Origin of the sequence: Halomonas sp. DP8Y7-3 (assembly GCF_019801675.1) — a bacterium.
Taxonomy (GTDB): domain Bacteria; phylum Pseudomonadota; class Gammaproteobacteria; order Pseudomonadales; family Halomonadaceae; genus Halomonas; species Halomonas litopenaei_A.
The window spans coordinates 139,840-166,161 of sequence record NZ_JAHVIO010000009.1 but is presented as its reverse complement, the minus strand read 5'-3'; the positions used below and the strand labels follow the sequence as shown (position 1 = coordinate 166,161).

The window sequence follows — 26,322 nt, the reverse complement described above, 5'->3', positions numbered from 1 at the left end:
ACTTACGCATTCAAATGCTTTTTCTTACAAAACCAAGCATACAATCACGAAAAACCTCACTCTAGGGATGGTGAAGTTCAGGATATATCGTTATTTACAAACGTATGAGCTTCGATAACGATATTCATGCACGTCCTACAAAAAAAATGATCATCATCCATCATTGCAAGGGAACAGGGAGGGGACGATGTCTGCCTCGCAACAAGCCTCAATCGTCAGATTGATCACGCACCCCAACGTGCAGTCCCAGCTATTTACCCACCACCTGAGTCAGGTGCTGGATTGCGAGGTCAGCACATTGGCACCCGAAGCGGTGCCCTCTCTGCAGGCCGAGCTCGCCCGCACACCTGATCAAGCACAACTCTGGCTGCTGGATGCCGACCAGCTATCGCTCAGCGATATGCACCACTGTCACGAACTAAAGGCACAGTACCCAGAGATCCTGCTGGCTGCGTTCAACCTGGCCGACCAGGAACAGGCCGCTGAACTGCTGGCGTCACTGCATTTGCAAGGTATCTTCTATCGTCGTGACGAACTCGACAACATCTGCAAAGGCATCATCCAACTACTGGATGGCGCGCTGTGGATGTCTCGCCCGCTGCTCCAGCAGATGTTCGAATACTTCCGTCGCCAACAGTTCAACACCTACCGCCCGGTCGCTGGCCTGACGCAACGGGAGCTGGAAATCCTTGGCTTCATTGGCAATGGCGCGTCCAACCAGGATATCGCCAGCCAGCTGTTTCTCAGCGAACATACCGTCAAGTCGCATCTTTACAATATCTTCAAGAAGATCAAGGTGCACCACAGAACCGAGGCCGCCCAGTGGGCACGCAAGCACCTCGGTATTCCACCGCCTATGAGCAAGGGCAACCAACGCGATCGCCAGGCCCAGCCTTGATGCCCTTCCCTAGCCCTTCCCTGTCACGCCTGGGCTAGCGGAAAAAGGGCGCCGGGAAAAGGGCAACCGGTGACAGATAGCGGGCAAAGGTGCAGCACTCCCCCGCGGGGAAGCCGCGGCACCGGATCGGCATCATCGATGAAACTGACGCTCACGCTCTGGCTGCCACAGAATCTTCTCCAGTTGCCAGCGCTTGGTACGCCCCGTTAGTGGGGTGACCTGCCATTGCTCTCCCACTCGGCGGGTCAGCAGTTCAGCTCCCAGCGGCGCCATCACGGACAGTCCGTCGGCGGTTGCCGACAAGGCATGGGGATATACCAGGGTCCGCACCAGCTGACGGTCTTCATCGAGATCGCGCAGTACCACTTGGCTATTCATGCTGACGACATCATCGGGCATCTCGTCAGGGTCGAGAATCTCGGCGCGCTCCAGCAGCGCCTCAAGCAGATCGGCTACCGCACGATCCTTGTCATCTGCATCATCGATCAGACGCTGAAGTCGCTCTGCGTCAAGACGATTGGCTAGCCTCAACGACATCCTTGTCACCTCACTGGTCTCTTACAGGCCTTTAGGGGCGTCACCCCGTCGAGGTGACCGCCACGCAACAAAAAAGCCCTCCCCGATAGTGGGAAGGACTCGATCACCTGAAGCATACGACACTGGCAGTAAACAAGAAACTGCTTATATGAAAAAGACAGGCCAGTTGGACATCCCCCTTGCAGGGTCCGCATACTGCTGGCCTCGACGCCTTTTCTTCATTCCTACATCAGAGCCACGATGCCCTCCACGCCTGACGCCTTCGACACGCCTCCAGAAAACTTGAACCAACTGCTCGACCAACTCAGCCAAGCCAGTGCCGAACGCGATCAGCTGTCCCTCGCCGAAGTGATGGACGCCGTCGGTCGCCGCAGCTTTGCTCCCTTCCTGCTGGTCGCAGGCCTGGTCACCCTCACCCCGTTGATCGGCGATATCCCCGGTGTGCCGACGCTGATGTCGCTGCTCGTGGTGCTGGCGGCGGTACAACTGTTGGCAGGCAAGCAGAGCGTGTGGCTCCCAGCGTGGCTCGCCAGGCGCAAGGTAGCCACCACCAAGGTCGAGCGCACCATCACCCTTCTGCGCAAACCTGCTCGCTGGGTTGACCGGCTGATCAAGCCCAGACTGAGGCTGCTGACAGGCCGCGTGGCGCGCTATCCCATCGGTCTGGCCTGTCTGGCCATCGCCCTGGTGACGCCCCCGATGGAGCTGATTCCCTTCAGCGCGACCTTGGCTGGCGCTGCCCAAAGCATGTTCGGCCTGGCGCTGCTCGCCCGGGATGGGCTAATGGCGCTGGCAGGCTACGCCTTTACCCTATCCACCGCCTGGGTCATTGTGCTGGCCATCTAGCCCGCTGGACGTGCCGGTAGTGGGACGCCGACGGTGATCGAGCGGGTCCTGCGAGGCTTCCTACTTCGCGTTGCCGCCCTTCCTGTGCCGAGCTTCCTGTGCTGACCTTCCCTGCGCTGACCGCGCTGCGGACAGGGCTGAGCTGACCAGGATCAACTCCGCCATCAGCAGGGTGCGATACGCTGGCGAAGCCGGCCAGGGACGTGCGGCATTGTGCTTAGCGATGGCAGGGATGCCATCCACCCATCTCTTGACGCTTCCTCCTCCTGCCCCAGGTTCATCTGCAAGCAGGTCTATGCTTCATGGCTCTGATGCAAGGCTCTGATGCGAGGCTCTGGTGCATGTATCCGCTGCACGGTTGGCTACCGCGCTGCTGCTACGAGTTTCCAACAGGCGTGATCATCCTGCCCTTATTGCGTTCCTAGTAAAGCCTGCGTCCTGCCATTAGGCCGCGCGGCTGCCGTTATTGCGGCCCAGCAGCGGTCCCTGATTCACTGCGCACCAGAGCGCCGAGTCAGCACATGTGAGGATTGATATACTTGGCCATCATCACAAGGCGGCGCCATGGATATCCCACATCAGCGGCTGGTCTACTTTCAGGTCACGATCGAAGCAGGGTCGGTGCGACAGGCCGCTGCGCGCCTGGATATTGCCCCGTCGGCGGTCAGCCGCCAGCTGTCACTGATCGAGGATGCGTTGGGCGCTCCGCTGCTGGAGCGCTCGCGCCAAGGAGTGGTGCCGACAGCGGTCGGCGAAATGCTGCTGGATTACTGTCGCCGGCGCTCAGCCCTGGACGACACCTTCAGCGAACAGCTCGACGCCTATCAGCGTCTCGAGACCGGCCACCTGTCGTTGACCGTGGGCGAGGGGTTTGTCGGCGACCTGCTCGACACGCCCCTGCGAACCTTTACCGAGCGCTACCGTGGCGTGCGCCTGGACGTGAATACGGGTAGCACCAGCGAGATCATCGAGGCGGTGATTCAGGACGAGGCCCACCTTGGGCTGATGTACCACGAGCGCGTTCATCCACAGCTGCGCTTCTGGCACTCCAGCCAGCAGCCCCTGGTGGCGCTGGTGTCGCCGTCCCACCCGCTCGCTGGCGCTCGTGAGGCGCTGACCATTGCCACCCTCAGTGATCACCCCATGGCCCTGTGGCGTACCGGCCACGGGGTACGCCAACTGGTGGATGAAGGCTTCAGAGAAGCCGGGCTGCGGCCTCAGGTCAACATGCAGACCAACTCGCTTTCGGTGCTGTTGCACGCCGCACGCTCAGACCTGACGCTGACCCTGCTCCCCGCCTTTGCCGCTGCGCGAGAGCTGGAGGACGGCAGGCTGGTGGCGCTGGAGGTGGATAGTGAACGCTTTCGCCAGGCCCGAGCCCATATCGTCACACGAGTAGGACGACGGATGCCTCGGGCCGGACTTCAGCTACTTCGCCATCTGGAGCGCTGGATGCGGGCCTTTTCCTCACGCGTCCCGTAGCGCTAGTACCAGCAGGGCCTCGGCATCAGCCAACCCCATTGCCATACCCCATGGCAACACTGGCGGCATCGGCTGTTTCCACCCAGACGCTTTGAGCGACTGTGTATTCCTTGAGACCTTCGACGCCGCTGGAACGCCCGAAGCCGCTGTCATCGAAACCGCCAAACGGCGACATGACATTGATCGCCTTGTAGCTATTGATCCAGACCGTACCCGCACGCAGGCGGCCCGCCACCCGATGAGCGCGGGCGGGGTCCTGGGTCCACACAGCTCCAGCCAGGCCGAAGCGAGTGGCATTGGCCAGACGCACCGCCTGCTCCTCGTCATCGAAGGGCATGACCACCACCACGGGGCCGAACACCTCCTCCTGGGCAATCGTCATGTCATCGCTGACATCGGCCAATACGGTAGGTGCCAGGAAATAGCCCTGAGCCTCCTCCGGAAGTCCCGCCGGTCGCGTGCCACCACACAGGACTCTGGCCCCCTGACGACAGGCATCGTCAATCATGCTGGTGACGTGACGGTATTGCCTGGCATTCTGGACCGGGCCCATCTGAGTCGACGGCTCAACCGGCAACCCGACCGTTATCTGCGCTGCGGCTCGCGCCAGCCGGGTGCAGACGGCATCGAACACCTCGCGTTGCACCAGCAGCCGAGAACCCGCCACGCAGCTCTGCCCCGCCGCGGCAAAGATGGCCGCCTGAGCGCCAGCCACCGCATCATCGAGCCTGGCATCGGCGAAGACGATATTGGCAGACTTGCCGCCCAGCTCCAGCACGCTGGGCACCAGGCGCTCGGCACCGGCCTGGGCGATCCGACGACCGCTGTCAGGAGAGCCCACGAACACCAGCTTGCTGATGCCACGATGCCCGGTCAGTGCTGCCCCGGTCGTCGGGCCGATGCCGTTGACGATATTGATCAGTCCCTTGGGCAGTCCGCTGCTCTCCAGCAGCTTGGCAATCACCACTGAGGTGAACGGCGTCATCTCGGACGGTTTCAAGACAACGCCATTACCCGCCGCGATGGCCGGCGCCACCTGCCAGGCGCAGGTGAACATGGGCGCATTCCAGGGCGTAATCTGGCCCACCACCCCGTACGGCACGTGCCGAACATAGTTGAGATGGGAGGTCGGCACGGGAATCACTTCCCCATGCTGCTTGTCACACCAGCCTGCGTAGTACTCGAACATCTCGCGGACCTTGACCACCTCTCCGCGACAGTCCCGGATGGGTTTGCCCGCCACCACGCTTTCGAGCTGTGCCAGCGTCTCGTCGTAGCCTCGTAGCGCCCAGGCAGCCTCGGTCATTCTGCGGCCTCGCTCACTGGCACTCAGCGACATCCACTGCTGTTGGCCACGTGCCGCCGCTGTCACGGCCTGTGACACCAGCTCGCTGCCGGCATCCCGGTAAGACAGCAGCGCTTGCCCCGTTACCGGGTCGATCAATTCGATGGCCTCGCCCTGCCCCGCCACCAGATCGCCGCCCACCCAGTTGCTCAGCGGCGTATCAGCTTGCATGTCGAAGGCCTTGAGCAGGGAGTTCAGGCGCTCGATCGCCTCCATGGTCAAACGATTCATTGCGCGTCCTCCTGGGAACCGTCAGCGTCCTGAGCCGAGGCAAGCCCCAGCACGCTATCGGTAATGCGGTTGAAATCAGCGTGGTCGGGTAGCCCGTCCGGGTCGGCATGCCAGCGCGCGACAACCTGCTCCAGCAGGGTAAGCGGCAGCCCGAGATCAGCGGCCGCATCGCGGGCCAAGCGCAGGTCCTTGCGCATCAGCCCAGTGGTGAAGCCTGAATCGAACGAATCGGACTGGATCCACTTAGGAAAATTGACCTCGCTGACGGCACTGCGTCCTGACCCGCTATTGAGCCCTGCCAGGCAGGCAGCCGGGTCGACACCCGCCTTGGCCGCCAGGGCGACCGCCTCGGCGGTGGTCAGCAGGTGTGCGGCACACAGATAGTTGTTGGCCAGTTTGACCACATGGCCGCTGGCTGCCGGGCCAACGTGGGTATAGCGGGCCGCCATGGCATCCAGCATTGGCGCTAGCCGCTCGATGGTCGATGACTCTCCCCCCAGCAGCATGCCCAGACTGCCCGATGCCGCTCCCGCTGGCCCACCGCTGACCGGAGCATCAAGCCACTCCAGTCCCGCCTCGACCACCCGTGGTGCCAGCTCCCGCGTCACCGCCGGGTCGCTGGTAGAGGTGTCGACGATGACGCTGCCCTTGGGCGCCAGCGACAGCAGTCCCGGCGACGCCATGAGCACCTGACGTACGTGGTCTGACGTGGGCAGCGACAGCAGATAGACGTCTGCCGCTGGCAGGCTGTCCGGAGCAGCCACCGACAGCCCGCGGGATTCCAGACGTGCCCGTGCGTCGTCGCTGACATCAGTACCTGTCACATGAAAGCCCGCGGCATGCAGGGTCATGGCCATATTGCCACCCATCTGGCCGAGGCCGATCACGATAATGTTCATGCGTTCTCCTTGTTATGTTGTCGAACAAAGCCCTTGCGCCAGATCTCGGGCACGCCGGGGGTGGGCCATGCCGTAAACGGCATGGCAACATCACGCTATTGCAGGGAGACGAGCGCAGTAATTTATCCAGTATTGCCTTAAGACTGGCCCAGCAGGGTGCGTACCAGCGCACACCAGTAGGCCACCCCCAAGGGGGATAGCTCGTCGTTGAAATCGTAGTGAGGGTTATGCAGTGCCGCGCTGTTCTCGCCATTGCCGAGCCAGATGTATGCCCCGGGGCGCTGCTGCAGCATGAAGGCGAAGTCTTCCGACGCCATCGAGGGCGGCAGGTCCCGATGCACCTGGCGAATGTCCGGCAAGGCAGTCAGCACGTCGGCACAGCGCTGCGCATGGTCGGGGCTGTTGAAGGTGGCGGGATAGCGCGACTGGTAGTCGATGTCTGCGCTGAGACCGTGAAAGGTCGCGGTGGCCTCGATGGCCTGCTTGAAGCGGGCCTCGAGCCGCTGGCGCAGTTCAGGATCAAAGCAGCGCACGGTACCGCACAGCTCCACCGCCTCAGGCATGACGTTGTAGGCATCTCCCGCGTGGAACTGGGTCACGCTCATCACCGCCGTCTGATGCGCCGGCGTCTCGCGACTGACAATACCCTGCAGCTGGTTGACCAGCTGACAGGCAGCCAGCACGACATCCTTGCCCAGGTGCGGCATGGCGGCGTGACAGCCGTGCCCTGTCAGGGTAAGGCGAAACACATCGAAGGCGGCCATGACCGCCGTGTCGTGCACCGCGGCTTCGCCGACCGGCAATCCTGGCCAATTGTGCACGCCGTAGACGGCCTGCATCGGGAAACGCTCGAACAGCCCTTCCTCTACCATGACGCGCCCACCGCCCTCATTCTCTTCCGCGGGCTGGAAGATGAAGTAGACCCGGCCTGCAAAATCGGGAGACTGTGCCAGGCAACAGGCCGCCCCCAGCAGCATGGTGGTGTGGCCATCATGACCGCAGGCATGCATCTTGCCGGGAATACGTGAGGCATGGGGGGCATCACTGGCCTCGTTGACATCCAGAGCATCGATGTCAGCCCGCAGGCCAATCGCGCCATCACCGTCATGACGGCCGTCTACCCAGGCCACTACCCCGGTCCCGCCCCCCAGCCCCGTCACCATCTCGATACCTGCTTCTGACAGGATCTGGATGATGCGAGCGCTGGTGCGATGCTCCTCGAAGGCGGTTTCCGGTTGGCGATGGAAGGCATGACGCCATTCACGCAACAGGTCTGGGGTCACTGTGGTCATGCTGGGTCTCCTCGTTTGCGTTACAGAAGCGCCTGGGCCACCAGCGCAGAGCCGACAAAGGTGCCGGTAAATACCAGCAGCGACACGATGATCAGCTTCCACCCCACCTGACGGAACATGGTGAATTCACGGGGGGACAGCGCCAGACCGGCATATGCCAGCACCGGCGTCACGATCGCCAGAAAGCTGACCGCGGAAAGCTGCTCGACGATCCAGCCGCTGCCGGGGAACCAGGGCAGCGTCATGGCAATACTGACCAGCGAAACCCAGGCCACACCGGGCAGGTAGAACGGCGCAAACCTCGTGATGAGCAGTCCCAGCATGGTCATGGCGTACAAGATCAGCATGCCCGGCAGCGCCTCGAGCAGTGGCGCACCATTGATGGTGTTGCTGATCCAGCCCACCGCGCAGACCACCGCCATGACGATCGCTGTCTGGCCCAGGCGGCGTTCGGGACGTTCATCGTCGCTGACGCTGGGTGCCGGCTCGGCTTCCACGGTGGCCCTTGCGCCAACCGAGGTCGCCGCCCGAGAGCCCGAGCACCACTTGAAGATGCGCTCGGCCATGGGCAGGGCGATGAACAGTGAGATATACAGGCCGGTGGCATAGGTCAGCAGATTGCTGGCGCCAGCGAAGGCCAGCAGTTCATCCTTGAGCTCAGGCAAGGCACCGGCAATCGCCCCGGAACAGGCGGCGACCATACTGCCACTGCCGACGCCGCAGGCCATGGCCAGTGCACGGGGGTCGAAAATGTCGAGAGTGGTCAGATAGCCGGCCATCAACGCAAACCACAGGGTGCCGAACATGGTGCCAACGACGTAGACCCCCATGACGCCGATGCCCTCAGGGCCTTTCAGACCGTACTTGTCCGAGATGATGGCGATGTTGGGCTCGCGCGCGATGGAATAGGTCGCGCCAATGGCCTCGCGGCCCATCTTCAGCACCAGCACCGCAAACGGCATGGCGATCAGCATGGTGCCGAGGTTGCCAAGCTCTTGAAGGATCAAGGCTGGTCCCGCGCTGAGAATCTGCTCGATAGCCGGCCCGATGGTGGAACCAAAGCGCGCAATGAACGGCATGATCGAGAGCAGAATGATCGGCGCGGCGGCCTCGCTCAGCGTGACCGGAACCAGGCGGGACGTGGCAGAAAACAGATGAGGGTTCAGCAGCAGACCGATGATGAACGCGTAGAACAGAGGCAGCAGCAGCAGGGTACCGGGCCCAAGCGGGATCTTGATGATACCGACCACTTCTGAAATCAGCGCGGCAACCGCCACGATGGCATGCAGACGCCAATCGACAAGGAGCGAAAGCTTCATGGAGATGTCCTGTTGTTGTAATTACCGTTGTCATTGCTGATGTCAGCGCTATCGCCACGCACAACGATCACGAGAGCACTGAACCGGGCCGGCAGCCGGCAGCCGCCAACCCCAGTCAATCCGAGTATTGAAGCAGGTCACGATCTAATAAAAGGAGATTTGTGTGCTGTTTTTTAGCTCACGTGAGAGCACCCCACTGTCACAACACTCGCACAGCACTCCCACGGCACTCGCACAGTACTCTCACAGCACCCTGCTGGCGCCACTAAATAGCTTTTAATGATCCAAAAGACAAAATAACTATATTTTCGCTATTCACTCGCAGCTCTTAGGGTAAATGCCATCGGATGGCAAACCGCGGCAGCTCACGTGGCTCCCTCGATACCTGACCGCAATGACTGACAAGGGCTCGAACGATGACAACAAGAACGAGTGACAATACCGACACCCTGGTAGTGGGTGGTGGACAAGCTGGTATCGCGATGAGCGAGCACCTCAGCCAGCTTGGTGTACCGCACCTGGTGCTCGAGCGCTCGCGGATCGCCGAAGCCTGGCGAACCCGACGCTGGGACTCCCTGGTCGCCAATGGCCCTGCCTGGCATGACCGTTTTCCTGGCAAAGCCTTTGATGGCATCGGGCCAGATGACTTCGCCAGCAAGGACGACGTGGCCGCCTACTTTGAAGCCTACGCGCGCATGATCAACGCACCTCTGCGGACTGGCGTCGAGGTTCAGCGGGTCACTCGCCACCAGGGACGCCCCGGCTTCAGCGTCGAAACCTCCCAGGGCACCATCGACGCCAAGCGCGTTGTCGCCGCCACGGGCCCCTTCCAGTGCCCGGTCATTCCGTCCATTGCACCGGATGACGAGGACCTTTATCAGATTCACTCTGCCGACTATCGACGTCCAGAGCAGTTGCCTGCCGGCGCTGTGCTGGTCGTGGGCGCCGGATCCTCCGGCGTCCAGATCGCCGAAGAGCTTCACCAGCAAGGAAGGCGGGTGTATCTCTCGGTGGGCCCCCATGATCGCCCTCCTCGGCGCTATCGCGGACGCGATTTCTGCTGGTGGCTGGGGGTACTGGGGGAGTGGGATGCCGAGGCCATGAAGCCAGGCACCGAACACGTCACCATCGCCGTGAGTGGCGCCGGCGGCGGCAAGACCATCGACTTTCGCTCGCTGGCCCACCAGGGCATCACCCTGGTGGGGCGAACGCGAGACATCACCCATGGCGTTGTCAGCTTCGAACAGGACCTGGCCGATAACCTGGCCCGCGGCGATGCCAATTACCTGGCCATGCTGGATGCCGCAGATGCCTATCTGGCACGCAACGGCATGGACCTGCCGGAAGACCCGGACGCCAGGCAGATACCGGCCACGCCAGCATGCGTCAGCACTCCACTGGCATCGCTCGATCTGGGCGCTGAAGGGGTCACCTCGATCATCTGGGCGACAGGCTTTAGCGTCGACTATCGCTGGCTTGAGGTGGACACCTTCGATGCCCAGGGGCGCCCCCTGCATCAGCGCGGCGTCTCCCGCGAGCCCGGCGTCTATTTTGTGGGACTGCCGTGGCAATCTCGGCGCGGCTCAAGCTTTATCTGGGGCGTATGGCACGACGCCAGACACATCGCCGAGCATATCGCCACGCAACGCAAGTACCTGGCCTACGACGAAGACCGCCGTCAGCATGAACAGGCGTCGTCAGCGCTCCCGGCATCTCCCTGCGCCTCCCGTGACCTGAGGATCAGCTGATGCCGACACACACGCGTATTCGCATGTTCAATACCAAGGACACCTATCCCAACCAGACGCTGGACAACGATCTGTGTCAGGCAGTGAAGGCGGGAAACACGGTCTATGTGCGCGGACAGGTAGGCACCGATTTCGAGGGCCAGCTGGTGGGGCTCGGGGACCCCGGCGCCCAGGCACAGCAGGCCATGCGCAACGTCAAGCAGCTGCTGGAAGAAGCCGGCTCCAGTCTTGACCATATCGTCAAGACCACCACCTATATTACCGACCCTCGCTATCGCGAGCCGGTGTATCGCGAGGTGGGCCGCTGGTTGAAGGGGGTGTTTCCCATTTCCACCGGACTGGTCGTGGCCGGTCTCGCCCAACCGGAATGGTTGATGGAAATCGACGTGATTGCGGTCATCCCTGACACGCAGGAGTCTCAGCCATGACGTTTTCCATTGCCGGCTATTGCAGCGACACCGGCCAGTTCGGCACCGCGATCAGCTCATCCAGTATCTGTGTCGCCAGCCGCTGCCCCTTTGTCGCGCCAGGCAAGGGCGCGGTCCTGTCGCAGAATGTCACCAATCCTGCCCTGGGCCAGCTCGGCGTGGCGTTGCTGGAAGAGCGCCTGGACGCTCAGGCTGTGCTGCAGCGACTGCTCGAACAGGAAGCGTTTTCCGAGTGGCGCCAGCTGCTGGTCCTTGATGCCAACGGCCATAGCGCCGTGCACAGCGGGGCCGAAACCCTGGGCATTCATGCCACGCGGCAAGGACACCACTGCGTTGCCGGTGGCAATATGCTGGCAACCACTGAGGTCGTGAGCGCCATGGTGGAGGCCTTTGAAGCGCACCGCGGCGAGCTGGCCGAGCGTTTGCTGGCGGCGATGGAGGCCGGGCAGGCCTCTGGGGGAGAGATGGGGCCAGTGCACTCTGCAGGACTGACCGTGACCGACAAGGCTAGCTGGCCTAGCGTGGACCTTCGCGTGGATTGGCACATTGCCCCGCTCACCGAACTACGCATGATCTGGGAGAACTACCGCCCACAGCGCGATGCCTATCTGCAGAGAGCGGCAGCGCCACAGGAGTCTCCGTCTTACGGTGTACCCGGTGACCAACGCTGATAACACGGGCCATGGCGGACCGGCGGGCGCATCGGGACGCCCCCGTTCTTCCACTCACCTGTCTTTTTATGAGCCGCCTTTTCGATCCATCAACCGCCTTTCTGGCAATGAACCCAACCTGCTGTTGGCGAACCTGCGAGGTCTAGCATGGCTCAAGATGCTGTTGTCGAGTTGCTCGCCGAGCTGGTGGCCATCGATACCACCAGCCACCGTTCCAACCTGTCCTTGATCACCTTTGTCGAGGACTACCTCTCTCGGCACGGGGTAGACGCGAAGCGGATCACCGATCACAGCGGTCACAAGGCCAACCTGTACGCCACCATCGGACCGCCGGATCTGCCGGGATTGATGCTGTCCGGGCATACCGATACGGTCCCTGTCACCGGTCAGGCATGGACCCTTGACCCCTTCGCGCTGACCGAGCAGGACGGGCGCCTGTACGGCCGCGGGACCACCGACATGAAGGGCTTTCTCGCCGCCGTGTTGGCGGCGGTCCCTGCCATGGTCAAGGCCGACCTGGCGATGCCCTTTCACCTGGCATTTTCCCACGACGAAGAGGTCGGCTGCCTGGGCGTGCGAACCCTGCTCGCCGACCTCGCCCACCAGCCGATACGGCCTGCTGCATGCCTGGTGGGCGAACCCACTTCCATGCGCCTGGCCACCGCGCACAAGGGCAAGCTGGCGGTGCGCGTGCACCTGCACGGCAAGGCATGCCACTCGGGGCTCGCTCCACAAGGGGTCAACGCCATCCACGCCGCCGCCCACCTGGTCACCTGGCTGGAGGCGAAGGCCGCCACCAAGGCCTCAGAGGGAACTTTCGACGCACGCTTTGCGATTCCCTACACCACTCTTCAGGTAGGCACCATACAAGGGGGAACGGCCCTGAACATCGTGCCCCAGGACTGCCAGCTGGATCTCGAATTTCGCAACGTACCGGCGGACTCCACAGAAACGCTGCTCGGGGAACTCATGGAGGTGGTCACCTCGCTGGAAGCCAGAATGCAGCAGGGCCACCCCCAGGCCAGCATCCGCGTGGAGCCACTGAGTGACTATCCGGGCCTGTCCATGACCGATGACGACGCCCTGGTCGGCTTCATTCTCGATGTACTGGAAGACCGCCGCCTGGAGCCCATTGGCTACGGCACTGAGGGTGGCCTGTTTCAGCAGGAGCTGGGCATCCCGACCATCGTGTGCGGCCCCGGCAGCATGGCCCAGGGCCACCAACCCGATGAGTTTGTCACCCGTGAGCAGCTGGCTCACTGTGAAGCCTTCCTGGCGCGACTGATCCGCGCGATGCAAGACCCCCAGGTCCACGCCCGGCTGGCAACCTCCGGCTGAGCTGGCTCTTCTCTTCACACTGCCCCAGTCACACAGCCCCAGTCACACTGCCCCAGTCACACTGCCCCAGCACCCGCGCGAACGCAGGCGTCGATCCCGAGGCCAGCGCTGTGGGAAGATGGGGTTTTCTCAGCCATGACAACAGACCATGCGCCCCTTCACCCTCAAGCAATTGCGCTACTTCGTGGTGGCCGGCGAGCTATCGAGCGTCACCCAGGCGGCCAGGAAACTGCATGTATCCCAGCCGTCCATCTCCGCTGCCATCCATCAGATCGAAGAAGCCACCGGACTGCAGCTATTTGTTCGGCACCACGCCCAGGGGCTGTCGTTGACCCCCACCGGCAGACAACTGCTGACTCGGGCGCGCCAACTCCTGCGTGACGCCGAGGGACTGGAAAAATTCGCCGCATCGCTAGGGGAAGAGGTCGGTGGCGAGCTTCGCCTGGTCGCATTTCCCACCTTTGCCCCGCTGTTCTTGCCACAGCTGCTGCGCCAGTTTGCGGACAGGCACCCTGCCGTCAGTCTCTATTGTGACGAGATGACTCAGGTCGACATCGTCAATGGTCTACAGCAAGGCGACTATGAGTTGGCGTTCACCTACGACCTGGAGATTCCCGACGACATCGCCTTCATTCCCCTCTACCGCTTCCCTGCCTACGCGGTAGTGGCTGAGGATCACCCCTTGAGCGAGAAGGACCGCATTGGGCTGGCCGAATTGGCTACCTACCCGATGGTGCTGCTGGACTGGCCGCTGAGTCGCGAGTACTTCCTGTCGATATTTTCCCACCACCAGCTGCTGCCCCATGTCGCTCACCGTGCCAAATCCATGGACATGCTTCGTGGCCTGCTCGCCAATGGCTTCGGCTTTTCCCTGTTCAACACCCCCATGAGTGCCTTCAGCGCTGCCGACAACGCTCGCCTCAAGGCGTTGGCGCTGGAGGACGATGCCCAACCTCTGACCATGGGCCTGGCCTGTCTGCGTGGCCTGAGACTCTCTCCCGCGGCAGACGCCATGCGGCAACTGGCGCAGGAGATCGACACTATCACTGATGTGTTCGGAGCAAGCAGCGCGGTCACGTCGCGCACCTGAAGTCATCAAGGGGTAGCGCCTACGTCCGCTGCCTGCGTTCGCTCCCTGGCCCCTTTCTCTAACGCTCTTTTGGATAGGAAAAACTGAAGCTGTCGTTAATTTAATAGTATTTTAATTGATCAACAGCCTGGGGATATGGTGCTTGTACAGCCGGGTAGCGGAGTTGCACGGCCAAGATAACAACACTCCGACCGAGGTACCTTCCCCATGACGGAACATGATCTTTCCTATTGGCGTGACCTGAGCGCAAAGCTTGTCCTGCCCCACGATGCGTTCATCGACGGCGCGGCCACCGCTGCCAGTGATGGCGCGACGCTGGTCACCTCCAACCCTGCCACCGGCCAACCCCTGACGGCGGTTGCGGCCTGCAGCGTCGACGATGTGGATCGGGCGGTCGCAGCCGCTCGCACAAGTTTCGAGTCAGGGGTCTGGTCACGCCTCGCCCCGGCACAGCGCAAGGCCACGCTGCAACGCCTGGCGGCGCTGATTCGGCAACACCGAGAGGAGTTGGCGCTGCTCGAAACGCTGGATACCGGCAAGCCCATCCGTGACGCCTATGAACTGGATATTCCAGGCGCAGCCGGGTGTTTCGAGTGGTACGCCGAAGCGACCGACAAGCTCTACGGTGAAGTCGCACCGACCGACGGCGACAACCTGGCGACCATTACTCGAGAGCCCATCGGTGTGGTTGCGGCGGTAATTCCCTGGAATTTTCCCCTCGATATCACCGCCTGGAAGCTGGCCCCAGCGCTGGCGGCGGGGAATAGCGTGATTCTCAAGCCAGCGGAGCAGTCTCCGTTGAGCGCACTGCGCCTGGCGCAACTGGCCAAGGAGGCAGGCTTTCCTGACGGCGTCATCAACGTGCTGCCCGGTCATGGTCATGTCACTGGACAGGCCCTTGGACTTCACCCTGACGTGGACTGCCTGACCTTTACCGGATCCACCGCTACCGGCAAACGCTTTCTCGACTACTCCTCCCGCTCCAACATGAAGCAGGTCTGGCTGGAGTGTGGCGGCAAGAGCCCCAACCTGATCTTTGCCGACAGCGATATCGACGCTGCGGCGAGAGCCGCCGTGCAAGGCATCTACTTCAATCAAGGGGAAGTCTGCTCTGCCAATTCGAGGATTCTCGTCCAACGTGATATCAGGCCAGCCTTCGTCGACGCCTTCGTGGCCGCCGCCTCACGGTTGGTGGTGGGGGATCCCCTGGACCCTGCGACAGATGTAGGAGCGCTGATCGACAGCGAGCACGCCGCCAAGGTCCGTGGCTACATTGCTCGCGGTATCGAAGAAGGTGCATCCCTCGCCATGGGCACCGCGCCCAGCGGAGACGAACAAGGCGCCTTCGTCGCCCCTACGCTGTTCGTCGATGTGGCGCCCAAGATGACCATCGCCCATGAGGAGATCTTCGGGCCCGTGGCTGCGCTGATCGACTTCACTGATGAAGACGAGGCCGTGGCCATCGCCAACGACTCCATCTACGGTCTGGCCGCCTCCGTCTGGACGACCGATCTATCCCGCGCCCACCGCGTCTCGCGCCGCCTGCGAGCAGGCACCGTCTCGGTCAACACCGTGGATGCCATCGACTTCACCACGCCCTTCGGCGGCTACAAGCAATCAGGGTTCGGGCGAGACCTGTCGCTGCATGCCCTGGACAAGTTCACCCAGCTGAAAACGACCTGGATTCGCCTGTAGCGGGTGTCTTGAGCAAAGGTCTAAAGCAGAGGCCTTGAGCCAGGGTCTTCGCTCCTTCCCATCCACCGCGGGAGGGCCCTGCGGCTTGCTGGGTGCTCGTCACGGGCGAGCGCCTGCCGAACCATCCATGCTGCGCTCGCCAGCACTCAAATATCTATTCCGAACAAAGGCTTGAAGAACCCTTCTGAAAAACAGCTCCGAATCACAATGTCGAACAACAACAAGAGGATGTAGTGATGCAAACACACTCCCCCACCTCCCACCAGGCAGCGCCATCTGCCTCGGGCTCCTGCCGCAAGGCGCTGGGCCTGAAGTCGTTGATGGCGATCGCGGTGGGCCTGGTCGTCTCCCAGGGCGTCATGGTGATCATGCTCCAGGGCGTCGGCATTGCCGGGGCAGCGTTCCTGCTCCCCCTGGCCATCGCCTGGATACTGGCCATGTGCTACGCCGCCTCGTTCTCGGAACTGTCGCTGATGATTCCCCGAGCCGGTAGCCTCAGTACCTATACCGAGGTCGCGCTCGGTCACTTTCCCGCCATTCTGTCGGTGTTCTCGGGCTACGTGGTCGTCGCCATGTTCGCTCTATCTGCAGAGCTATTACTGGTCGACTACCTGCTCGGTGTGCTCTACCCCGCCCTGGACAGCACTCACTTCATTGCCTTCGGCATTCTTGGCGCCTTTACCCTGCTCAACCTGATGGGTATCGATGTCTTTGCCAAGCTGCAGAACGTACTCGCCTTCGCCATGGTGGTGGCACTCACGCTGCTGGGCATCAGTGCGCTGTCCGGCGGCGTCGCACCCCATGCCTTCAGTGCCAGCCACATCTTCGCCGATCTTGACCTGGGCAGTGGCGCCTTCAGCCTCATGGCACTGGCGATCTGGGGCTACGTTGGGGTCGAGTTTGTCTGTCCGCTCGTATCTGAAACGCGTGATCCGGTTCGTCATATCCCCCGCTCCATGTACCTGGGATTGACGGTTATCTTTGTGGTCTTCTCCCTCTACTGTCTCGGCGTCCTGTTCTACTTGCCGCAGGAAGCCCTGCTGGCGGCCGAACTTCCCCATCTGGAATACGCACGCGCTGTTTTCGGTGACGCCGGGCATCTTGTTCTTGCCGTCGCTGCTGTCACCGCCACCTGCAGCACCGTCAACACGTCCTTGGCGTCCATACCCCGTATGCTGCAAGGCATGGCGGAGCAGGGCCAGGCCTTTCCCGCCCTTGGCTGGCTGACGAGCTCCACCAGGGTTCCCTGGGTCGCGGTCCTGTTCATTGCAGCCGTCACGGGGCTACCTCTGCTGGTCTGGGGAAGTGACCCTGGCACCGTTGGGCTACTGCTGACGGCGGCGGCGATTGCCTGGCTGATCGCCTACATCATCGCCCACGTCAATGTCATCGCCCTGCGCCGTCGCCATCCCGATGCACAGCGCCCCTACCGTACGCCCTTCTACCCCTTGCCTCAGCTCGTCGGCATTGCGGGCATGGTCTACGCGATCGTCTATGCATCCCCTTCCCCCGACATGACCCAGCAGATCTTCACCAGCGCAGGGGTGGTACTCGGACTGGTCAGCCTTGTGGCCTTGGTCTGGATCAAGGTCGTGATGAAAAAACCCCTCTTCACGCCGGAACCGCTTGACCGAGTCATCAGCCGCTAGAAATAACACCAGAACAGGCCAGGAATGGGGCCAATGCCCTGCCCGGATAGCATCATAAAGGAGAACGACAATGAACAGTTTTCAAGGCTCACCCTCCCTCGACAAGCAGGACATCTGGGAGAAGGATCGTGCTCATTTCACCCACCCATGGACCGACTTTTCCACCTTCAAGGAAAACGGCTCCATGGTCTTTACCAAGGCCGATGGCGTCAGCATCGAAGATGCCGATGGGCGGCGCTATCTGGATGGCATTGGAGGACTCTGGTGCGTCAACATTGGCTACGGCCGGGATGAGATCGCCGACGCGGTGGCGGACCAGATCCGCGCCATTCCTTACTTCTCGACCTTTGGCCACCACACCACGGCACCCGCCGCTCAGCTGGCGGCCAAGCTTGCCGAGCTCGCCCCCGGGGACCTCAACCACGTCTTCTATGGCTGCGGCGGATCGGTGGCCAACGATACCGCGGTAAGGATGATCCACTTCTATTTCAATCAGCTTGGCAAGACCAGCAAGAAGCAGATCATCTCTCGAATCGATGGCTACCATGGCAGCACCTACATGGCGATGTCGATTACCGGCGTCAAGTTCGACCATATCGGCTTTGATATCGACGACACCCTGGTACAGCACATCAGCTGTCCGAATCCTTACCGGCGCCCGGCGGGCCAAAGTCTGGAGGACTTTTGCGACGACAAGGTCGCGGAACTGGAAAGCAAGATTCTCGAATTAGGGCCGGACAATGTCGCCGCCTTCTTCGCCGAACCCATCATGGGCGCGGGCGGTGTCATTGTTCCCCCTGAGGGCTATCACCGCAGAACCCTGGAGGTGTGCCGCAAGTATGACGTCCTGTACGTCTCGGACGAAGTGGTCACCGCCTTCGGCCGTCTTGGCCACATGTTCGCCTCGGAGGACGAATTCGGTATCGTCCCGGACATCATTACCTGCGCCAAAGGACTGACCTCGGGCTACCTGCCGCTAGGGGCCACGATCTTCTCCGACCGCATCTATGAGGTGATCAGCAAGCCCCAGGCGGACGGCGCCCTGTTCACCCACGGTTTCACCTACTCAGGCCACCCGGTGAGCTGTGCAGCAGGCCTCAAGAACCTGGAGATCATGGAGCGCGAAGGGCTGTGCGAGCACGTACAGGACGTGGGGGCCTACTTTGAACGCCGTATCCGCGAACTGTCAGACCTCCAGATTGTTGGCGATATCAGAGGCCGCAAGTTCATGATGTGTCTGGAAAACGTCGCGGACAAACAAACCAAGGCACTGATCGACCCTGCAGCCAAGATCGGTAATCGCATCGCCGATGAATGTCAGCAGCGAGGTCTGATCGTTCGGCCCTTGGCGCATATGAATATCCTGTCACCGACGTTGATCCTGACCCGAGAGCACGTCGACTTTGTCGCCACCACCCTGCGCGACAGCATCGAAGCCGCCACCGAGTCCCTCAAGGCCGACGGCTACCTGCCCCGCTAGTCCCGGCATCAACCGATAGGCCCAGCATCGCCCCTCTCCGACGTTGATAGCGGCGCCGTCAATGGCAGCGCTATCGATAACCGAGAGGGGCGATGCCGTTGGACCGGTTTAGGGGGAAGTCATCTTGGGTAAACGTCCTGGGTAAGAGTCCTAGGTAAGACTCACGGCGAATAGCGCTGGGGACAAGTGCTGAAGAAAAGTGCTGGGCGTTACAGTTGCACTGGCCCGACGCACTTCCATCAGCAGACGACAAGCACTCGGGACGAAGGTTTTCCCTGCCATCAACCCTTCAGACAGCCCCCCTTGCCAGCCAACACAGCCAATGCAACTTGGCCAACGCGGGGCGTCAATCGCATGAGCAGCGCGCCGTAAACGGGCAAAAAAGCACAAGGAAAGCGACGACTACCCCTGGCGGCAGGTAATGATCATCACGGGGACAAACGAAGGGGGGAAACAACGAGCATCGTACAAGAAAGGAATGGTGCCGGTGGTCGGACTCGAACCGACACACTGTTTCCAGCGGCGGATTTTGAATCCGCTGCGTCTACCAATTCCGCCACACCGGCAACGGGCGCTGATTATACGTGGGTGACAGCGAACGTCAATTGCTTCAGCTACCTATGCACGATTCAAGCGCGCATTTGTTGCCCTCTGCGGGTGGTCCAGGTCCCTTGCAGCGCGTCCTGGCCTGTTTTTTCGCCCGTGCCGCCTGCTGGGCAGCAAGTCCACCGGGCCGCGCATAGGGGTGGTGGGTGCACGCGTACAGGCTCAACGGCTTCGCCCAGGGTGACCATCCACGTGAACGGCTGCAACGAAGCCGCCTTGCTTTTGGACAAGCCCTGAGTGGACAAGCCCTAAGTGGACAAGCCCTGAGCTTGTCCAACAGCGACGTCTTGGCCAAAGATGGCTCGCCCCGGCGGCTTCGACCTTGGTAGACTGCCGCCGCCCTGCGTCAGGTTAACAATGCGTAAGTCTCCATCAACAACAGAACCGGCGCCGCTTGACCGCGCTGCTGATCCGTACCCCTGATCAGCCCCCTAGGCAGCGCTTCGCGAAGCACCTGTCGCGTCCTGCCGAGCGTATTTGAGGAGAAAGGAATCTGCCATGGCCGATACCCGCAACGATGCTGTTCCCCATCCGTCCGTCGCCAGCCGTATAGGCCTGGTGCTGGGCCCGCTGCTTCTGCTGCTCACGTTGATTCTGCCGCCTCCGGGCGATATGTCCCACGCCGCCTGGGGCTGTGTCGGCATGGCATTGCTCATGGCCAGCTGGTGGTCGACCGAGGCGATCCCCATTCCGGTGACATCACTGATTCCGCTGGTACTGGCACCAGCGCTGGGCATTGGTGGCATCAAGGATATCGCGGCTAGCTATGCCAATCCGATCATCTACCTCTTCTTGGGCGGCTTCCTGCTGGGCATCGCAATGCAGACCTGGAATCTGCACAAGCGCATCGCCCTGCATGTGCTCAAGGTGGTCGGCAGCGAGCCACGCCGCCAGATTGCCGGCTTCATGATCGCCACCGGCTTTCTCAGCATGTGGGTCTCCAATACCGCTACGGCCATCATGATGCTGCCGATCGGCATCTCGGTGCTCAGCCTGATGGAAGATTCCGATCCCAAGGAACTGCGGCGCTTTGCTACTGCGCTGCTGCTGGGCATCGCCTACTCCGCCAGCATCGGTGGCGTTGCAACGCTCATCGGAACGCCGCCCAACGCCCTGCTGGCCGGCTATCTGGCAGAAGACCGCGGCATCGATCTGGGCTTTGCACAGTGGATGCTGGTCGGCGTGCCGATCAGTGTGGTGATGATGGCTCTGGCCTGGTGGTGGCTGTCCCGCAAGGGCTTCGCGCTGAACATCGGCCAGGGAGACAGCGACAGTCTGATTCGTGATCAGCTCGCCGACATGGGCCCCATGAGCTCGGCCGAGCGCCGGGTGGGACTGCTGTTTCTGGCCGCTGCCGCGCTGTGGATCGTTCGCCCGCTGCTCAATGACATGGGTGCGGACTGGCTGTCGGACACCACCATCGCCATCGTCGCCGGCATGGCCCTGTTCCTGATCCCGTCCAAGCGCCAGCCCGGCGAAACGCTGATGGTATGGGAAGATGCGGTGAAGCTCCCCTGGGGCATTCTGCTGCTGTTCGGCGGCGGCCTGGCGCTGGCCGGTGCCATCAGCAAGTCAGGACTTGCGGAGTGGATCGCCAACCAGCTTGCCATCCTCGGCGCCCTGCCTACGCTGGCGATCATCGGTGGCGTCGTACTGGTCATCATCTTCCTGACCGAGGTCACCTCCAATACCGCCACCGCAGCGGCGTTCCTGCCGCTTCTGGGCGCATTGGCCATGTCGCTGGACATTCCCGTCATGCTGATCACCGTGCCGGCCGCCATCGCCGCCAGCTGTGCCTTCATGATGCCTGTGGCGACGCCTCCCAATGCCATCGTGTTCGGTACCGGCCACATGCAGATTCAGTCAATGATTCGCGCCGGTTTTGCACTGAACCTGATCAGCACCGTACTGGTGACGCTGATGGCCTACGGCTTGATTCTGCTGCTCTGGTAACACAGAGATGATCACCGTTTCCTGACGTGGCGGTCAGGAAACGGTATCCTTGTGCGCCTTTGGCATTCGATCTTCCTGCCTGACGACTTGCGAACCTCCATCTTGTGAATCCCCATGCAGCGCGCTGACTTTCACTTCGAGCTCCCCGAGGAGCTGATCGCCCGTTACCCCTCCGACATCCGCAGCGACTGTCGGCTGCTTTGCGTCGATGGCGCCAGTGGCCAGCTTGACCATCGTCGCTTCCCCGACCTTGAGCAGTTGCTCGAGCCAGGGGACCTGCTGGTGTTCAACGATACCCGCGTTATCCCCGCGCGGCTGCACGGCCACAAGGCCAGCGGCGGCAAGGTCGAGATGCTGCTCGAACGCCCGCTGGATGCCCATCGCGGGCTGGTGCACCTGCGCTCCAGCAAGTCGCCGAAGCCGGGCACGGAATTGATCTTCGAAGGTGACATCAAGGCCGTGGTAGAGGGACGCCACGACGCTCTGTTTGAGCTGCGCTTCCTCGGTGATACGCCGATGATCGCGCTGCTGGAGCAGCATGGACACATGCCGCTGCCACCCTACATCACTCGCGAGGATGAGCTGTCCGACCGGGAGCGCTATCAGACCGTCTACGCACGTCGCGACGGCGCTGTCGCGGCGCCGACCGCAGGCCTGCACTTCGACGAGCCACTGCTCGAGCGTCTCGCAAGCCGTGGCATCGAATCGGCCTACGTGACCTTGCACGTCGGTGCCGGCACCTTCCAGCCGGTGCGCGTCGACAATATTCACGAACACCACATGCACAGCGAGTGGATCGACGTCAGTGACGAGACCTGTGCCAAGGTGCGCGCAGCCAAGGCAAGAGGCAACAAGGTGGTGGCGGTGGGTACCACCAGCGTTCGTTGCCTGGAAACCGCCAGCGCCTCGGGCGAGATCGCGCCGCTGTCAGGCGACACGGATATCTTCATCTACCCGGGTTATCAATGGCGTTGCGTCGATGCCCTGATCACCAACTTCCACCTGCCTGAATCGACCCTGCTGATGCTGGTGTCTTCCTTCGCTGGCTACGATACCGTCATGGCGGCCTATCGAGAGGCGGTCAAGCAAGGCTACGCCTTTTTCAGCTACGGCGACGCCATGCTGCTGACGCCGACACCCGCGGCACTGAAAGCGCAAGACTGATACAGCACAACGGATACGGCAGAACCGCGTTACGCCCCACAGGGGCACGGAGAGACCCATGCGAGAGCAATGTTTCATGCACTTCGACCACCTGGCCAGCGATGGCCGGGCACGCCGAGGCCGCATCACCTTTCCCCGTGGCACCATCGAGACACCGGCCTTCATGCCGGTAGGCACGTATGGCACGGTCAAAGGCATGACCCCCTCTTCGGTGGAAGAGATCGGCGCCGAGATCATCCTTGGCAATACCTTCCACCTGTGGCTGCGCCCGGGTACCGAGGTCATCGAAGCCCACGGCGACCTGCATGACTTTGCCCAGTGGGACAAGCCGATCCTGACGGACTCCGGCGGCTTTCAGGTCTTCTCCCTGGGAGAAATGCGCAAGATCACCGAGCAAGGCGTGCACTTTCGCTCGCCGGTAGACGGTGCCAAGGTCTTCATGGGACCGGAAGAGTCGATGGCAGTGCAGCGCTCGCTAGGCTCTGACATCGTGATGATCTTCGATGAGTGCACGCCCTACCCGGCCACCCATGCCGAAGCCAAGGCCTCCATGGAGATGTCGCTGCGCTGGGCCCAGCGCTCCAAGGATGCTCACGGCGAGTCACCGTCGGCGCTGTTCGGCATCATCCAGGGCGGCATGTACCCGGACCTGCGCGAGGCGTCACTGAAAGGCCTCAACGACATTGGTTTCGACGGCTATGCCATCGGCGGCCTGTCAGTGGGTGAGCCCAAGGAAGAGATGATCGAGGTCCTCGATTATCTGCCCGACTGGATGCCGGCAGACAAGCCGCGCTATCTGATGGGCGTCGGCAAGCCCGAAGACCTTGTCGAAGGCGTTCGCCGCGGGGTCGACATGTTCGACTGCGTGATGCCAACCCGCAATGCGCGCAATGGTCACCTGTTCACCAGCGAAGGCACGGTGAAGATCCGCAACGCCAAGCATCGCCATGACACTCGTCCGCTGGAAGACGACTGCGACTGCTACACCTGCCAGAACTTCTCACGGGCCTACCTGCATCACCTGGACCGTTGTGGAGAGATGCTCGGTTCGATGCTCAACACCATCCATAATCTGCGTCACTATCAGCGCCTCATGGCTGGTTTGCGCGGTGCTATCGAAGCGGGTACATTGGCTGACTTCGTGGAAGGGTTCTACGCCAGGCGTGGCCTGCCGGTTCCCCCCGCCCCGAATTGATACATCGGTCGGCAGTTGCCGGCCGCTTGCTCCTGCTTTTCCCACGACTTACGGAGACCGTCGTACATGTTGGACTTCTTCATCTCCCCGGCCCAGGCCCAGGATGCCGGCGCCGCTGCCGGTGGCGGCATCGCCCAGATTGTGATGCTGGTCGGCTTCGTGCTGATCTTCTACTTCCTGCTGTGGCGCCCCCAGGCCAAGCGGGCAAAGCAGCACAAGCAGCTGATCGGCGGCCTCTCCAAGGGTGACGAGATCGTCATCGGCGGCGGCCTGATGGGCCGCATCACCCGGGTCAGCGAAGACAGCGAATTCCTGGCCATGGAAATCAGCGAAGGCACCGAGGTCAGCGTTCAGAAGAATGCCGTGGCCGCCGTGCTGCCCAAGGGCACGCTCAAGTCCATCTGATTGGTGCTCGTCCCCACCCCGGATACCATCCGGTCGGTGGGGATGCCCCATGCTGACGCGGGGCGAGCCGATCGGTCGGCTGTCGCGCGTTGGCGAGGCAGCCGCACCCGTCGCCTCGGAACCTTGCAGTCCCATCTTGTTTGATCCTGCGATGTTCCCTCATTTGTCAGCAACCTGAGGGCAGAGCCCCGATGCTCAATCGTTACCCTTTGTGGAAGTACCTGCTGATTCTAGTGGTGCTTCTCGTCGGCCTGGTCTACTCCCTTCCCAATCTGTTTCCTGAAGATCCCGCGGTACAGATCAGCAGTGATCGCGGTGACCTGAGCCTTTCCGAGTCTCAGCAGCGAAGCCTGGAGCAGGCGCTTGCCGACGCCGATATCGAGATCAAGCAGGTCGAGCAGGAGCCCAACAGCCTGCTGATTCGCCTGCGTGATGCCGAAGACCAGATTCCCGCCCGCGACCTGATCAGCCAAGAGCTCGGCGAAGATTTTGTGGTCGCCCTGAACCTGGCAGAGTCCACCCCGGATTGGCTCGCCTCGCTGGCAGCCTCCCCGATGACCCTGGGCCTCGACCTGCGAGGCGGCGTGCACTTCCTGCTCGAAGTCGACATGGATGCCGCGGTCAGCCAGCGGCTGGAAGTGAATGCCAGTGCGATGCGCGAAACCCTGCGTGACGAGCGCATTCGCTATCGCAATACCGAGATCGACGGTCGCACCATTTCGCTGGACTTCATGAACGCCGAAGACCGCGATGCTGCCGAGACGCTGATTCGTCAGGAATTCCCCAACCTGCAGTATCAGGATGTCGATCGCGAGCGCGGCGCCGCCCTGGCCATGACCCTGACCGATGCCGCCGTCGATGAAATCCAGGACTATGCGATCAATCAGAACCTGACCACGCTGCGCAACCGCGTCAATGAGCTGGGCGTGGCGGAGCCCCTGGTCCAGCGCCAGGGCCCGGATCGCATCGTGGTTGAGCTGCCCGGCGTCCAGGATACCGCCGCGGCCAAGCGCATCGTCGGCGCCACCGCCAACCTCGAGTTCCGTCTGGAGGCACGTACCGACACCCCCTCCAACGAAACCGAAGCACTGCCCTTCCGCAACGAACCGGCCCGCAGTGCAGACCTGATGCGTGACGTCATCATCACCGGCGACAGCGTCTCCAGCGCCAGCCGTGGTTTTGATGAAAACGGTCGCCCCCAGGTCAATATCAACCTGGACGGCACCGGCGGCACACTGATGAACCGCGCCACTCGCACCAATATCGGGCGCAACATGGCGGTGGTGTTCATCGAGCACAAGACCCGCGACCGCACGGTGATGGAAGATGGCGAGCGGGTCACCGTCCGCGACCCGTACACCGAGCGCGGTATCATCAGCCTGGCCACCATCCAGAGTGCCCTGGGCAACAGCTTCCGCATCACCGGGCTGGACAGCCCCACGGAAGCCGGGGAACTGGCCCTGCTGCTGCGCTCCGGCTCGCTGGCCGCCCCGATCTACTTCGCTCAGGAACGCACCATCGGGCCGAGCCTAGGCGCCGACAACATCGAACGCGGCATGCTGTCGGTCCAGATCGGTCTGTTGCTGGTCGTGCTGTTCATGCTGATTCGCTACAAGGTGTTCGGCATCATTGCCAACATCGCCCTGGCGCTCAACCTGACCATGCTGGTGGCCGCCATGTCGATGCTCGGCGCCACTCTGACGCTGCCGGGTATCGCCGGTATCGTGTTGACCCTGGGTATGGCCGTCGATGCCAACGTGCTGATCTTCGAACGTATTCGCGAGGAATTGCGTAACGGACTGTCGGTCCAGCAAGCCATCCACGCCGGCTACGAGCGCGCGTTCAGCTCCATCGTCGACGCCAACATCACGACGCTGCTGGTGGCACTGATCCTGTTCTCCATTGGCACCGGGCCGGTCAAGGGCTTTGCCGTGACCCTGTCACTCGGCATCCTGACCTCGATGTTCACCGCACTGCTGGTCACCCGCGCCATGGTCAACCTGATCTACGGCGGCAAGGCGGTGAAGAAGCTATGGATCTAAGCCCATGTC

At 62.0% G+C, this 26,322-nt stretch carries 21 protein-coding genes and 1 tRNA gene; 16 read left to right on the top strand and 6 right to left on the bottom strand.

What is annotated here, in order from left to right; genetic code table 11:
• Positions 1-187 precede the first annotated feature (187 nt).
• Positions 188-898, top strand: a complete 711-nt coding sequence (locus KUV86_RS10490) for a response regulator transcription factor (protein WP_206941520.1) — start codon at positions 188-190, stop codon at positions 896-898.
• A 132-nt stretch (positions 899-1,030) separates the two neighbouring features.
• Here the strand turns inward: KUV86_RS10490 and KUV86_RS10485 are convergent, their stop codons facing one another.
• The gene (locus KUV86_RS10485; protein ID WP_206941522.1) at positions 1,031-1,435 is read right to left on the bottom strand and encodes a GreA/GreB family elongation factor; all 405 of its coding nucleotides are present in this window, start codon (positions 1,433-1,435) and stop codon (positions 1,031-1,033) included.
• A 240-nt stretch (positions 1,436-1,675) separates the two neighbouring features.
• Between KUV86_RS10485 and KUV86_RS10480 the strand changes: the two genes are divergently transcribed.
• The gene (locus tag KUV86_RS10480; RefSeq protein ID WP_206941523.1) at positions 1,676-2,281 is read left to right on the top strand and encodes an exopolysaccharide biosynthesis protein; all 606 of its coding nucleotides are present in this window, start codon (positions 1,676-1,678) and stop codon (positions 2,279-2,281) included.
• A 564-nt stretch (positions 2,282-2,845) separates the two neighbouring features.
• A complete protein-coding gene (locus KUV86_RS10475; protein ID WP_206941524.1) occupies positions 2,846-3,763 on the top strand; it encodes a LysR family transcriptional regulator in 918 nt (305 codons plus the stop codon).
• 25 nt (positions 3,764-3,788) lie between these two features.
• Here the strand turns inward: KUV86_RS10475 and KUV86_RS10470 are convergent, their stop codons facing one another.
• The 4 genes from KUV86_RS10470 to KUV86_RS10455 form a co-directional block, all read right to left on the bottom strand.
• Entirely contained in the window at positions 3,789-5,339 is a 1,551-nt protein-coding gene (locus tag KUV86_RS10470; protein ID WP_206941525.1) for an aldehyde dehydrogenase family protein, read from the bottom strand.
• On the bottom strand, positions 5,336-6,238 hold the full coding sequence (locus KUV86_RS10465; RefSeq protein ID WP_222484717.1) for an NAD(P)-dependent oxidoreductase: 903 nt from the start codon (positions 6,236-6,238) through the stop codon (positions 5,336-5,338). The genes KUV86_RS10470 and KUV86_RS10465 overlap by 4 nt, the downstream gene beginning before the upstream one ends.
• A gap of 137 nt (positions 6,239-6,375) precedes the next feature.
• The gene (locus tag KUV86_RS10460) at positions 6,376-7,530 is read right to left on the bottom strand and encodes a M20 aminoacylase family protein (protein WP_206941527.1); all 1,155 of its coding nucleotides are present in this window, start codon (positions 7,528-7,530) and stop codon (positions 6,376-6,378) included.
• A gap of 20 nt (positions 7,531-7,550) precedes the next feature.
• On the bottom strand, positions 7,551-8,849 hold the full coding sequence (locus KUV86_RS10455) for a DUF3100 domain-containing protein (RefSeq protein ID WP_206941528.1): 1,299 nt from the start codon (positions 8,847-8,849) through the stop codon (positions 7,551-7,553).
• A gap of 416 nt (positions 8,850-9,265) precedes the next feature.
• On the opposite strand from KUV86_RS10455, the gene KUV86_RS10450 reads away from it, so the two are divergent.
• The 8 genes from KUV86_RS10450 (at position 9,266) to KUV86_RS10415 (ending at position 18,948) form a co-directional block, all read left to right on the top strand.
• Positions 9,266-10,597 (top strand): flavin-containing monooxygenase, encoded by a 1,332-nt coding sequence (locus KUV86_RS10450; protein WP_206941529.1) that lies wholly within the window; start codon positions 9,266-9,268, stop codon positions 10,595-10,597.
• Positions 10,597-11,025 carry a RidA family protein gene (locus KUV86_RS10445; protein ID WP_206941530.1) on the top strand — a complete coding sequence of 143 codons (429 nt, stop codon included), beginning with the start codon at positions 10,597-10,599 and terminating at the stop codon, positions 11,023-11,025. The genes KUV86_RS10450 and KUV86_RS10445 overlap by 1 nt, the downstream gene beginning before the upstream one ends.
• Positions 11,022-11,696: a DUF1028 domain-containing protein gene (locus KUV86_RS10440; RefSeq protein WP_222484716.1), complete on the top strand. Its 675-nt coding sequence runs from the start codon at positions 11,022-11,024 to the stop codon at positions 11,694-11,696. The genes KUV86_RS10445 and KUV86_RS10440 overlap by 4 nt, the downstream gene beginning before the upstream one ends.
• Before the next feature lie 147 nt (positions 11,697-11,843).
• Positions 11,844-13,034, top strand: a complete 1,191-nt coding sequence (argE, locus tag KUV86_RS10435) for an acetylornithine deacetylase (RefSeq protein WP_222484715.1) — start codon at positions 11,844-11,846, stop codon at positions 13,032-13,034.
• 148 nt (positions 13,035-13,182) lie between these two features.
• Positions 13,183-14,124, top strand: a complete 942-nt coding sequence (locus KUV86_RS10430; RefSeq protein WP_222237723.1) for a LysR family transcriptional regulator — start codon at positions 13,183-13,185, stop codon at positions 14,122-14,124.
• Between the two features lie 207 nt (positions 14,125-14,331).
• The gene (locus tag KUV86_RS10425; RefSeq protein WP_222484714.1) at positions 14,332-15,819 is read left to right on the top strand and encodes an aldehyde dehydrogenase; all 1,488 of its coding nucleotides are present in this window, start codon (positions 14,332-14,334) and stop codon (positions 15,817-15,819) included.
• 236 nt (positions 15,820-16,055) lie between these two features.
• The gene (locus KUV86_RS10420; protein WP_222484712.1) at positions 16,056-17,468 is read left to right on the top strand and encodes an APC family permease; all 1,413 of its coding nucleotides are present in this window, start codon (positions 16,056-16,058) and stop codon (positions 17,466-17,468) included.
• A gap of 70 nt (positions 17,469-17,538) precedes the next feature.
• Complete coding sequence (locus KUV86_RS10415; protein WP_222484710.1) at positions 17,539-18,948, top strand: aminotransferase; 1,410 nt, start codon at positions 17,539-17,541, stop codon at positions 18,946-18,948.
• A gap of 479 nt (positions 18,949-19,427) precedes the next feature.
• On the opposite strand, the gene KUV86_RS10410 is transcribed toward KUV86_RS10415, so the two are convergent.
• Positions 19,428-19,514: transfer RNA gene (locus tag KUV86_RS10410), tRNA-Leu, on the bottom strand.
• 538 nt (positions 19,515-20,052) lie between these two features.
• Here KUV86_RS10410 and KUV86_RS10405 point away from each other — a divergent pair.
• The 5 genes from KUV86_RS10405 (at position 20,053) to secD (ending at position 26,313) form a co-directional block, all read left to right on the top strand.
• Positions 20,053-21,507 carry an SLC13 family permease gene (locus tag KUV86_RS10405; RefSeq protein WP_222162600.1) on the top strand — a complete coding sequence of 485 codons (1,455 nt, stop codon included), beginning with the start codon at positions 20,053-20,055 and terminating at the stop codon, positions 21,505-21,507.
• 114 nt (positions 21,508-21,621) lie between these two features.
• Positions 21,622-22,671 carry a tRNA preQ1(34) S-adenosylmethionine ribosyltransferase-isomerase QueA gene (gene queA / locus KUV86_RS10400; protein ID WP_222484709.1) on the top strand — a complete coding sequence of 350 codons (1,050 nt, stop codon included), beginning with the start codon at positions 21,622-21,624 and terminating at the stop codon, positions 22,669-22,671.
• Positions 22,672-22,729: 58 nt separating this feature from the next.
• The gene (tgt, locus tag KUV86_RS10395; protein WP_374107023.1) at positions 22,730-23,866 is read left to right on the top strand and encodes a tRNA guanosine(34) transglycosylase Tgt; all 1,137 of its coding nucleotides are present in this window, start codon (positions 22,730-22,732) and stop codon (positions 23,864-23,866) included.
• A 66-nt stretch (positions 23,867-23,932) separates the two neighbouring features.
• Positions 23,933-24,271, top strand: a complete 339-nt coding sequence (gene yajC, locus KUV86_RS10390) for a preprotein translocase subunit YajC (protein ID WP_206941545.1) — start codon at positions 23,933-23,935, stop codon at positions 24,269-24,271.
• Positions 24,272-24,462: 191 nt separating this feature from the next.
• Positions 24,463-26,313: a protein translocase subunit SecD gene (gene secD / locus KUV86_RS10385; protein ID WP_222162598.1), complete on the top strand. Its 1,851-nt coding sequence runs from the start codon at positions 24,463-24,465 to the stop codon at positions 26,311-26,313.
• The last annotated feature ends 9 nt before the right edge of the window (positions 26,314-26,322 follow it).

Bases quoted from the DNA above. Each gene is read 5' to 3' on its own strand.
- KUV86_RS10405 (WP_222162600.1), top strand. From the start codon at position 20,053: ATGGCCGATACCCGCAACGATGCTGTTCCCCATCCGTCCGTCGCCAGC.
- KUV86_RS10465 (WP_222484717.1), bottom strand. From the start codon at position 6,238: ATGAACATTATCGTGATCGGCCTCGGCCAGATGGGTGGCAATATGGCC.
- KUV86_RS10485 (WP_206941522.1), bottom strand. From the start codon at position 1,435: ATGTCGTTGAGGCTAGCCAATCGTCTTGACGCAGAGCGACTTCAGCGT.
- KUV86_RS10425 (WP_222484714.1), top strand. From the start codon at position 14,332: ATGACGGAACATGATCTTTCCTATTGGCGTGACCTGAGCGCAAAGCTT.
- argE (WP_222484715.1), top strand. From the start codon at position 11,844: ATGGCTCAAGATGCTGTTGTCGAGTTGCTCGCCGAGCTGGTGGCCATC.
- KUV86_RS10415 (WP_222484710.1), top strand. From the start codon at position 17,539: ATGAACAGTTTTCAAGGCTCACCCTCCCTCGACAAGCAGGACATCTGG.
- KUV86_RS10450 (WP_206941529.1), top strand. From the start codon at position 9,266: ATGACAACAAGAACGAGTGACAATACCGACACCCTGGTAGTGGGTGGT.
- KUV86_RS10480 (WP_206941523.1), top strand. From the start codon at position 1,676: ATGCCCTCCACGCCTGACGCCTTCGACACGCCTCCAGAAAACTTGAAC.
- KUV86_RS10430 (WP_222237723.1), top strand. From the start codon at position 13,183: ATGCGCCCCTTCACCCTCAAGCAATTGCGCTACTTCGTGGTGGCCGGC.
- yajC (WP_206941545.1), top strand. From the start codon at position 23,933: ATGTTGGACTTCTTCATCTCCCCGGCCCAGGCCCAGGATGCCGGCGCC.
- KUV86_RS10420 (WP_222484712.1), top strand. From the start codon at position 16,056: ATGCAAACACACTCCCCCACCTCCCACCAGGCAGCGCCATCTGCCTCG.
- KUV86_RS10455 (WP_206941528.1), bottom strand. From the start codon at position 8,849: ATGAAGCTTTCGCTCCTTGTCGATTGGCGTCTGCATGCCATCGTGGCG.
- KUV86_RS10445 (WP_206941530.1), top strand. From the start codon at position 10,597: ATGCCGACACACACGCGTATTCGCATGTTCAATACCAAGGACACCTAT.
- secD (WP_222162598.1), top strand. From the start codon at position 24,463: ATGCTCAATCGTTACCCTTTGTGGAAGTACCTGCTGATTCTAGTGGTG.
- queA (WP_222484709.1), top strand. From the start codon at position 21,622: ATGCAGCGCGCTGACTTTCACTTCGAGCTCCCCGAGGAGCTGATCGCC.
- KUV86_RS10490 (WP_206941520.1), top strand. From the start codon at position 188: ATGTCTGCCTCGCAACAAGCCTCAATCGTCAGATTGATCACGCACCCC.
- KUV86_RS10475 (WP_206941524.1), top strand. From the start codon at position 2,846: ATGGATATCCCACATCAGCGGCTGGTCTACTTTCAGGTCACGATCGAA.
- KUV86_RS10470 (WP_206941525.1), bottom strand. From the start codon at position 5,339: ATGAATCGTTTGACCATGGAGGCGATCGAGCGCCTGAACTCCCTGCTC.
- tgt (WP_374107023.1), top strand. From the start codon at position 22,730: ATGCGAGAGCAATGTTTCATGCACTTCGACCACCTGGCCAGCGATGGC.
- KUV86_RS10440 (WP_222484716.1), top strand. From the start codon at position 11,022: ATGACGTTTTCCATTGCCGGCTATTGCAGCGACACCGGCCAGTTCGGC.
- KUV86_RS10460 (WP_206941527.1), bottom strand. From the start codon at position 7,530: ATGACCACAGTGACCCCAGACCTGTTGCGTGAATGGCGTCATGCCTTC.